General features: G+C 35.4%; 1 protein-coding gene and 1 pseudogene. Both read right to left on the reverse strand.

Annotated elements, in window-relative coordinates:
- Nucleotides 1–976: pseudogene (locus GQO39_RS08290) on the reverse strand (hypothetical protein); the annotation flags it as partial.
- Nucleotides 977–1,979: 1,003 nt separating this feature from the next.
- Nucleotides 1,980–2,214 (reverse strand): YadA-like family protein (locus GQO39_RS08295; RefSeq protein WP_156851738.1); only part of this gene is annotated, 235 nt, incomplete at its 5' end.

The raw sequence follows: 2,214 nt of genomic DNA on the forward strand, positions 1-2,214 counted from the left end.
CTAAAGCCAATGAGTGTTTACCACCCGCAGTTGTATAATCTTTATTTTTATCTTTCTCCTCATCATAATAATCATCTAAATCTCCACTAAATTCCGAACCTATTGCAATACTACCTTCCTCGAAAGCGTGAGACATGTAGCCCAAAGCAATACCACCTTTCGCTCCTTTCCTCACCTGTGCGTAATAACCAATAGCAACTGAATACGGTGAGTCTAACCATGCATGAGAACCCACAACAACACCAGCACCTCTAGTAGCTTTCACCTTATCACCAATAGCGATAACCCATCCCAAATACTCAGAAGAATTGGATAACCTTGCCTTTGCATTGTTACCAATAACAACACTCAAATTAGAATTTTCATCAATCCCGTCACCAAAAATGACACTTCTTGAACTGCTGCTATCACGCGTCATTCTAGTGATGGGATCATTTCGTGAAAAATCAGATACATTAATAACACCTGTATTCTCATCATTCTGTGCAAGCAGCCGGTTTGCAGAGCCATCAACCACAAACGACTTTGGACGAAAGAGAAACTTTTTATATTTCTTCTCAGCACTGAAGCTGCTTTTTTGTAGACTGTCTCCATATGCCGTTAAAATATTTACGACAGCATTATCATTATTTTTCCCCGAAAAGGCCGTGGTCAGAAAATGAGCATAGTCACTAACAGCATTCACTGCCGGCATGCTCCCCACTTTCAGTGCTGTTACATAGTTTTCCTGATCGCTAATATCGGCATTATAGTCATCATAGATAGAGATAACACTTTGTGGAAAAGCTACAGTAGGACTTTTCGTATTTATGAGAAACGATTCTTTTGAAGCAAACGTTTTTGAATACACTGGAGAAACACTCGACAAAAGTGCAACTATTGAGGATAAGGAAAGCATCTTAACAAAAGATGCCTTATAAAAAGGACGAAGAAAACTCTTTTTGCCCCCCGCTAATTTGGCATATGCTTTTTTCATAATAATCCCCTGTAACAAAAACATATTAAAAACTTAAAAACACAAAAAAGCCATATTTTTATGCAAAATACCCCACAGAATGTTTGACTCAACACCAATTGATTTCAGATCTTTGTGAATTTAAAATTTACGCTTACTACTTGTTAGATTGATGACATTTCGAGTCTTTTACGCTTAGACTTTATGTGCTTCCTGTAGTTAGAAATAAATGTTAAAACCGATAAACGCATACAGTAAACATGTAAAATACATTTACGATCTGACAAAGATTAACTTCACCGCCTGTAATTTTATACTAATTAAAAAAGCTTGTTCTTGCGTACTTTAAATATCAAAAGCATTCCTCTTGACAGAAATTAAGTTTCTTAACTAAAATCTTTCAGATGAGAAATTCACTACCTTCCCTTTACTGATAAATTGCTTCCTTATTTTAAAACAGCATTTTCTTAATAATGTGTAAACTAAAAATCCGTCACCCTCTAAGAAGTTCTTAATAAAGGTTCTTTTATTAAAAATAATGCTACACTGTAATCGCTGTAGCCTAATGCATTTTTATAGCAAGTTTATAGCAAGAAAAAAATGAACTTCTTCATGATAAGATATCATTATAGATTCTAGTGTGTTATTTTTTCAAAAAAACTATCCAATAGACTTCTATAAAATTTAACCTTTATGCTTTGCTAAATACTTCGCTAAGCTTTATGGGAATGTGTTTCGCTATAAGGACTGCACTCTTACCTAACTAAATAACAGAAGAGCAAAACGAAAATGGAAGATTTAACATTCAAAAGAATGTTTTATGTAAGCAGGGATATCGTTTCTTACACCTCAAACCTCAGTAGAGTTTTCTTAAATCCTTAAATTCTGTCCGAATATTTATTTTCTAATGTAGCTGTGTGTTTTACTGTAGGCGCGTATTTTACATTTTTATCATAAACGGTTTGCCCTCACTCGATAAAGCAAGGGCAAACGCAAATGTCATTAAACTATTGTGTTTTTATTGTTAATTTAGTGTGAAGTTTATTCCTACACCTACACCCCAGTGCCCTCCAGCACTCGTTACAGACAGATTAGAACGGATGTTGCCATCTTCAGATGTATAACCAGCACCAATAGCAAAGGCAGTTTGATTGACCCATATACCACTACCCAATGATACACTCAACTTTCCAGGTGTATCATTGTAACGTAAGTTAGATACTGCCAAACCAATGGCTGCTGCTTGTCTTGCTTCTTTC

The sequence above is a fragment of the Bartonella refiksaydamii genome (assembly GCF_902652675.1).
Lineage (GTDB): Bacteria > Pseudomonadota > Alphaproteobacteria > Rhizobiales > Rhizobiaceae > Bartonella > Bartonella refiksaydamii.